This window comes from Streptomyces sp. 15-116A, assembly GCF_025290915.1.
In the GTDB taxonomy this organism is placed as follows: domain Bacteria; phylum Actinomycetota; class Actinomycetes; order Streptomycetales; family Streptomycetaceae; genus Streptomyces.
The window spans coordinates 1-7,850 of record NZ_JAOCQE010000279.1 but is presented as its reverse complement, the minus strand read 5'-3'; the positions used below and the strand labels follow the sequence as shown (position 1 = coordinate 7,850).

Annotated in this window: 5 protein-coding genes and 1 pseudogene; 3 read left to right on the top strand and 3 right to left on the bottom strand. The window is 71.0% G+C overall.

Annotated elements, in window-relative coordinates:
- From N4P33_RS29520 to N4P33_RS29510, 3 genes are all read right to left on the bottom strand, one after another.
- The coding region (locus tag N4P33_RS29520) for a PucR family transcriptional regulator ligand-binding domain-containing protein (RefSeq protein WP_260829999.1) at positions 1-1,005 on the bottom strand (1,005 nt) is incomplete at its 3' end.
- A gap of 63 nt (positions 1,006-1,068) precedes the next feature.
- Complete coding sequence (locus N4P33_RS29515; RefSeq protein ID WP_260829997.1) at positions 1,069-2,451, bottom strand: FAD-binding oxidoreductase; 1,383 nt, start codon at positions 2,449-2,451, stop codon at positions 1,069-1,071.
- 79 nt (positions 2,452-2,530) lie between these two features.
- Positions 2,531-4,333, bottom strand: coding sequence for a glycoside hydrolase family 15 protein (locus N4P33_RS29510; protein ID WP_260830003.1), 1,803 nt, complete (start codon positions 4,331-4,333; stop codon positions 2,531-2,533).
- Between the two features lie 463 nt (positions 4,334-4,796).
- Between N4P33_RS29510 and N4P33_RS29505 the strand changes: the two genes are divergently transcribed.
- The 3 genes and pseudogenes from N4P33_RS29505 to N4P33_RS29495 form a co-directional block, all read left to right on the top strand.
- A complete protein-coding gene (locus N4P33_RS29505) occupies positions 4,797-6,446 on the top strand; it encodes a CTP synthase (protein WP_260830001.1) in 1,650 nt (549 codons plus the stop codon).
- A gap of 121 nt (positions 6,447-6,567) precedes the next feature.
- Positions 6,568-7,194, top strand: coding sequence for an NUDIX hydrolase (locus tag N4P33_RS29500; RefSeq protein ID WP_260829996.1), 627 nt, complete (start codon positions 6,568-6,570; stop codon positions 7,192-7,194).
- A gap of 356 nt (positions 7,195-7,550) precedes the next feature.
- Positions 7,551-7,850: pseudogene (locus tag N4P33_RS29495) on the top strand (hypothetical protein); the annotation flags it as partial.

Below are 7,850 nucleotides of genomic sequence, written 5' to 3'. Positions count from 1 at the left end.
GCCGCCGCCCTGCGGGGACAGCGCGTCGCCGAGCCGCATCACCACCGGCAGCAGCGGGCTGCCGCCGGGCTTGAAGCCCAGCACGCGCGCCTGCGCGGGCGCGTCCTCGGCGGTGATCCGCCCCTCGGCGAGGTCGGTGAGGAAGTCGCCGCGGCCCCGCGCCGCCAGCTCCTCCTCCTGGCGGGCCTGCATCAGCACCACGGCGAGGATGCTCGCCGCCCGCTCCGCCGCCATCCGGTGCACCTGCCCCAGCGGACCGCGCACGGGCAGCAGCACCAGCCGTGCCCGCGCCCCGCTGCCCGGACCCCCGCCGGGCACGTCGATCAGCGCCGAACCGGCCGGCGGGTCGTCCTGGTGCCTGTCGCGCAGCCCCTCCCACACCTGGAGCGGATCCGCGCCCTCCAGGCCCTCGCCTGCGGCGTACAGCAGCTGCCCGTCGGTCGTCTCCAGGAACACCGGGTTGCCGCTGAACCCGGCCAGGATCTCCAGCACCTGCGGCACCCCGCCCCCGCCGAGCAGCGCCTCGGTGCAGCGGCGGTGCACCTCCTCCGCGCGCTGCAGCAGCGCGTAGTGGCCGTTGACGATCTCGGTGTGGATCTCCTCGGTGACCGTCACGAACGGCACCTCGCGGTGCAGCTGCACCAGCGGCAGCCCCGCCAGCCGGGCCGTGTCGACCAGGGCGGCCGGCAGCCGCGTGAAGCGCGTGCCCAGCTCCACCACCAGGGCGGCGATGCCCCGCTCGGCCAGGGTCCGCACGAACGCCCGCTGGTCGGCCGGCCGGTTGCCCATGCCGTAGCCGGTGGTCAGCAGCAGCTCGCCGCCCTTGAGGAGCGAGGCGATGTTGGGCACCTCGCCCGCGTGCACCCAGCGCACCGTGCGCTGCAGCCGGTCGGCGCCCGCCACGACCTCCGGCAGCCCGCTGCGCAGCCCGGGCAGCTCCAGGGCCCGCTGCACCGTGATCCCGGCGCCCTGAGTGTCGTATCCGCTGTTCCTGCCGCTGTCCATGACCCGGACGCTACCCGCGCCCGCGACCGCCGGGCACATCGCACCGCGTGGGCGGTCCGGGCGTCACGCCGGCCGGATGTTGTGGTTGAACCGGAACACGTTGTCCGGGTCGTACGTCCGTTTGACCTCGGCCAGCCGGCGGGCGTTCTCCTCGCCGAGGCCCGCCACCACCCGGTCCGTGCCCTCGTCGCCGATGAAGTTGAGGTAGACCGCTCCGGTGCTCCACGGCCGTACGTCCGCGCGGACGTCGCGCACCCAGCGCACGCACCGCTCGTCGTCCGCCGGGTCCTCCCAGATGCCGAAGGGGTGCACACCCCACGGCGCGTCCCGGTACGGCACTGGGTACGTGTGCGGGCCCTCGGCGATGGCGCCGCCCTGCGGGAACACCGAGTGCTGGGTGCCGGTGCCCACCGGCAGGGAGTCCGCGCGGGCGCAGAACACGTCCACCAGCTGGTCGGGCAGACCGGTCAGATACTCGGCCGACCAGTAGTTCCGCATCCCCGGCGGATCGTCGAGCATGCACTGCACATCGGCGTACGGCATCGGGCCGACGACCTCCGCCTCGTGCGGCAGCGCCAGCAGCGGTTCGGCGGTCTTGCGCATGTCCGACTCGGCGCCCGCGTACGTCAGCAGCACGGCACACATCAGGGACCCGACCAGGTGCGGCGGGACGAACTCCGCGGGCGGGGCGGTGAGATAGAGAACGGCGCCGCTCGCCTCGTCCGGCCCCGCCTCGATCACATCGCGGAACGTGCGCACGGCCTCCCGGCCGAACTCCGGCCGGCACAGCACCAGGGCGATGCAGAACTCGGGCATCTCGTGCAGCTTCAAGGTGATCGCCGTGGCGACGCCGAAGTTGCCGCCGCCGCCGTGCAACGCCCAGAACAGGTCCGGGTTCTCGTCCGCGTTCGCGTGCACCTTGCGGCCGTCGGCGGTGACCAGTTCCACGCCGAGCAGATTGTCCACGGCGAGCCCGAAGCACCGGTCCAGCCAGCCGCTGCCGCCGCCGAGCACGAAGCCGCCCACACCGGTCGTGGAGGCCCGTCCGCCGGTCGTGGCGAGACCGAACGGCTGGGTGGCGCGGTCCAGATGACTGATCGTGGCCCCGCCGCGGACCCGTACCGCCTCGGCCGCCGGATGGACGGTCACCTCGTGCATCCGCCGCAGGTCCACCACCAGACCGCCGTCGCACAAAGCCTGCCCCGCCACGCTGTGCCCGCCGCCGCGCACCGCGACGGGCAGGTCCAGCTCCCTGGCGAAGCGGACCGCCCGCACGACGTCGTCCTCGTGCGCGCACTGGGCGATCACAGCGGGCCGCCGGTCGATCATCCCGTTGAAGACCGTCCGGGCCTCGTGGTAGCCCGGGTCACCGGGAGCGAAGATCTCACCGGTGCATTCCTCGCGCAGCGCGGCCAGTGCCGCGCCCGCCTTCGAAAGGGAGGCCATGGCCGCCCCCTTCCGGTCAAGAGGCTGACAACTGCTTCTCAGCCTAGGCGGGTGCGGCCACGAACTCATGCCGGGAGGCTCAGCCCCCGTACGCCCCCGACGCGGTCAGCCGCAGCGCCGTGTCGATGAGCGGCACGTGACTGAACGCCTGCGGGAAGTTGCCCACCTGGCGCTGCAGACGCGGGTCCCACTCCTCCGCGAGCAGACCGAGGTCGTTGCGCAGCGCGAGCAGCTTCTCGAACAGCTTGCGGGCCTCGTCCACCCGGCCGATCATCGCCAGGTCGTCGGCCATCCAGAACGAGCAGGCGAGGAACGCGCCCTCGTCGCCCGGCAGCCCGTCGACACCCTCGTCCTTGCCTTCCGTCGGGTAGCGCAGGATGAAGCCGTCCGGCGTGGACAGCTCCCGCTGGATGGCCTCGACGGTGCCGATCACCCGCTTGTCGTCCGGCGGCAGGAAGCCCACCTGCGGGATCAGCAGCAGCGAGGCGTCCAGCTCCTTCGAGCCGTACGACTGGGTGAAGGTGTTGCGTTCCTTGTCGTAACCCTTCTCGCACACGTCCCGGTGGATGTCGTCGCGCAGTTCCTTCCAGTGCTCCAGCGGGCCGTCCGCGTCGCCGGACTCGATGAGCTTGATGGTGCGGTCGACGGCGACCCAGGCCATCACCTTGGAGTGCACGAAGTGGCGGCGCGGGCCGCGCACCTCCCAGATGCCCTCGTCCGGCTCCTGCCAGTGCTTCTCCAGGTAGCGGATCAGCTTCAGCTGGAGCAGCGAGGCGTAGTCGTTGCGCGCGAGGCCGGTCATGTGGGCCAGGTGCAGGGCCTCGGTGACCTCGCCGTACACGTCCAGCTGGAGCTGGTGCGCGGCGCCGTTGCCGACGCGGACCGGGGCGGAGTTCTCGTAGCCGGGCAGCCAGTCCAGCTCCGCCTCGCCGAGCTCGCGCTCACCGGCGATGCCGTACATGATCTGCAGGTTCTCCGGGTCGCCGGCGACCGCGCGCAGCAGCCACTCGCGCCAGGCACGGGCCTCCTCGCGGTAGCCGGTGCGCAGCAGCGACGACAGGGTGATCGCCGCGTCGCGCAGCCAGGTGTACCGGTAGTCCCAGTTGCGCACGCCCCCGATGTCCTCCGGCAGGGAGGTGGTGGGCGCGGCGACGATGCCGCCGGTCGGGGCGTACGTCAGGGCCTTCAGCGTGATCAGCGAGCGGACGACGGCCTCCCGGTAGGGGCCGTGGTACGTACAGTGCTCCACCCACTCGCGCCAGAAGTCCTCGGTCGCCTCCAGCGACTGCTCCGGCTCCGGCAGCGGCGGCGGCTCCTTGTGCGAGGGCTGCCAGGAGATCGTGAACGCGATCCGGTCACCCGGCGAGACGGTGAAGTCCGCGTAGGTGGTCAGCGACTTGCCGTAGGTCTCGGCGTCGGTGTCGAACCACACCGAGTCCGGGCCCGCCACGGCCACCGTACGCCCCTCGTGCTTGTGCACCCACGGCACCACCCGGCCGTAGGAGAACCGCATCCTCAGCGCCGACCGCATCGGCACCCGGCCCGAGACACCCTCCACGATCCGGATCACCTGCGGCGCGCCGTCACGCGGGGGCATGAAATCGGTCACCCTGACCGTGCCGCGCGGGGTGTCCCACTCCGACTCCAGGATCAGCGAGTCGCCACGGTACGAGCGCCGCGCGGCGGTGGGCGGCTCCTGGTCGGAGGCATGGGCCGGGCCGAGCCGCCAGAAGCCGTGCTCCTCGGTGCCCAGCAGGCCGGCGAAGATGGCGTGCGAGTCGAAGCGGGGCAGGCACAGCCAGTCCACCGTGCCGTCCCGGCAGACCAGCGCGGCGGTCTGCATGTCTCCGATGAGTGCGTAGTCTTCGATGCGCCCGGCCACGTGCAACTCCAGTCGAACGGCCACGTCACCCCTCAAGGGGGTTGTCGCTAGTGCGGTCAAGGGGTTTCTTCACATACGTCGTTGAGCGATCAAGCACAGCTGTCGCTCAGCCGCGAGGGCAAAGCACCAATTGTTGCTCAACGAACTGACGAGCTCTTGTTGTTCCGGTGTGACGGGCGGGGGTGGTGCCGTTCGGCCGGCCTGGCTCGGCAGCGAGTGTCCGAGCAGGATACGACGCACGTAGATGATCTGTGTGCCGCTCCGGGCAACGCGAGTCCGCCGAACGAGTGAGCAACGGGTGAGGGAACCGTAAGAGGTCACACGCCGGTACCGGCCCGTGCGCGGAGCGTGGCCGGAAGCCATCGCCCCGAGGCGCTGATACGCTGGTAGCCCGTGGACCGGTGGGCGAGAAGACCCCGGAACCGCACCCACAGACCGCGACCACGGGAGCCCCCTCTTGGCCATGCCGCCTAAATCCTCGACGACCAAGCACATCTTCGTCACCGGGGGTGTCGCCTCCTCGCTCGGCAAGGGGCTGACCGCCTCCAGCCTCGGCATGCTGCTCAAGGCACGGGGTCTGCGCGTCGTGATGCAGAAGCTCGACCCGTACCTCAATGTCGACCCGGGCACGATGAACCCCTTCCAGCACGGTGAGGTGTTCGTCACCAACGACGGCGCCGAGACCGACCTGGACATCGGCCACTACGAGCGCTTCCTCGACCGCGACCTCGACGGCTCCGCCAACGTCACCACCGGCCAGGTGTACTCCACGGTGATCGCCAAGGAGCGGCGCGGCGAGTACCTCGGCGACACCGTGCAGGTCATCCCGCACATCACCAACGAGATCAAGCACCGCATCCGCCGCATGGCGACGGACGAGGTCGATGTCGTGATCACCGAGGTCGGCGGCACCGTCGGCGACATCGAGTCGCTGCCGTTCCTGGAGACCGTCCGCCAGGTCCGGCACGAGGTCGGCCGTGACAACGTCTTCGTCGTCCATATCTCGCTCCTGCCGTACATCGGCCCCTCGGGAGAGCTGAAGACGAAGCCGACCCAGCACTCGGTTGCGGCCCTGCGCAACATCGGTATCCAGCCGGACGCGATCGTGCTGCGCTGCGACCGCGAGGTGCCCACCGCGATCAAGCGGAAGATCTCCCTCATGTGCGACGTCGACGAGGCGGCCGTCGTCGCCTGCCCCGACGCCCGCTCGATCTACGACATCCCGAAGACCGTGCACGGCGAGGGCCTGGACGCCTACGTGGTGCGCAAGCTCGACCTGCCGTTCCGCGACGTCGACTGGACGACCTGGGACGACCTGCTCGACCGGGTCCACAACCCCGACCACGAGATCACCCTGGCCCTGGTCGGCAAGTACATCGACCTGCCCGACGCCTACCTCTCGGTCACCGAGGCGCTGCGCGCGGGCGGCTTCGCCAACAAGGCCCGAGTGAAGATCAAGTGGGTCACCTCCGACGACTGCAAGACCCCGGCGGGCGCGGCCCAGCAGCTCGGCGACGTCGACGGCATCTGCATCCCGGGCGGCTTCGGCGACCGTGGTGTGCTCGGCAAGGTCGGCGCGATCAAGTACGCCCGCGAGAACAAGATCCCGCTGCTCGGCCTGTGCCTGGGCCTGCAGTGCATCGTGATCGAGGCCGCGCGGAACCTGGCGGACATCTCCGACGCCAACTCCACCGAGTTCGACCCGGCCACCTCCCACCCGGTGATCTCCACCATGGCCGAGCAGCTCGACATCGTCGCCGGTGAGGGCGACATGGGCGGCACCATGCGGCTCGGCATGTACCCGGCGAAGCTGGCCGAGGGCTCGATCGTGCGCGAGGTGTACGACGGCAAGGAGTACGTCGAGGAGCGCCACCGCCACCGCTACGAGGTGAACAACGCCTACCGCGCGGAGCTGGAGAAGAAGGCGGGCATCGTCTTCTCCGGCACCTCCCCGGACGGCAAGCTCGTCGAGTACGTCGAGTACCCGCGCGAGGTCCACCCGTACCTGGTCGCGACCCAGGCGCACCCGGAGCTGCGCTCGCGTCCGACGCGTCCGCACCCGCTGTTCGCGGGCCTGGTGAAGGCCGCGGTCGAGCGGAAGATCTCGAAGTAACACACCAGTTGTACGGTGGCCGGGGTGCGAACCTTCAAAAGGTGCGCACCCCGGCTGCATTTTCAGGCAGGTTTCCGCGGGTTTTTCGCGCGGGTTGTGACGCAGGAAGGCAAGGACAGGCATGACGATCAAGGACACGCCGGAGGAGTGGGAGATCCGGGCGACGGAGACCCCGTTCGTGGGCAACAAGACCTCCGTGCGCACCGACGACGTGGTCATGCCGGACGGGACCGTGGTGCACCGCGACTACCAGGTGCATCCGGGGTCGGTGGCCGTGCTCGCCCTCGACGACGCGGACCGGGTGCTGGTGCTGCGGCAGTACCGGCATCCGGTGCGGCAGAAGCTGTGGGAGATCCCGGCGGGGCTGCTGGACGTGCCGGGGGAGAACCCGCTGCACGCGGCGCAGCGGGAGCTGTACGAGGAGGCGCACGTCAAGGCGGAGGACTGGCGGGTGCTGACGGATGTGTACACGACGCCGGGCGGCTGTGACGAGGCGGTACGGATCTTTCTCGCGCGGGGGTTGTCCGAGGCCGAGGGGGAGCGGTTCGAGGTCGAGGACGAAGAGGCGGACATGGAGCTGGCGCGGGTGCCGGTGGATGAGCTGGTGAGAGGCGTGCTGGCGGGGGAGCTGCACAACAACTGTCTTGTGGTGGGGGTGCTGTCGCTGGTCGCCGCGCGAGCGGGGGACGGCGTGGATGCGCTGCGCCCGGCGCTGGCGCCGTGGCCTGCGAGGCCGTTCGAGGCGTGAATTTCCGGGTGCCCGGCGTGGGGGCCGGCCGGGGGTGGGTGGTCGCTCACCCGCGCTTGCGGGGTGCCCCCCCCACTCTCGGCTTCTCCCCCACGCTCGGCTTCGCTCGCGCGGGGGGACCCCCATGAGCGGGGGGACCCCCATCGCCCACCCGTGCCGCCCTGGGGGTACCTCCCAGGCCCTTAAGGCACTGGGGGAGGCACGACTGCCCGCAGCTACGCAGGGCCGCGGCTCGTGTTTCGTGTGACCATCCGCTGATCCGATCGGGGGACCCTGTCGTCGTGGTCCCGTCGGGGCGTTGTGTGAGGTGAACTACGCTCTCGGTGACGGCTTGCGGTGGGACGGGAGTGTGGCCCGTGACGGATCAGGTGGTGGACACCGGGGCCCGGTTCCTGGGCCGTACAAGGGAGTTGAAGGAGCTCTGCGCCGACATCGAGCGCGCGGGGCTGGACACTCTGTCGGGGCGCAAGGCGCCACGCGCGCGTGTGCTGCTCGTGGCCGGGCGCCCCGGGTCGGGCCGGACCGCTCTCGCAGAGGAACTCGTCCGTCAGGTCGCCGGCCGGTACCCCGACGGAGTCGTCCGCGTCCGGCTGAGCGAGCCCGACGGCACGCGCGTGCCGGTCGAGCGGGCCGCGCGGGACGCGCTGGACGCCCTG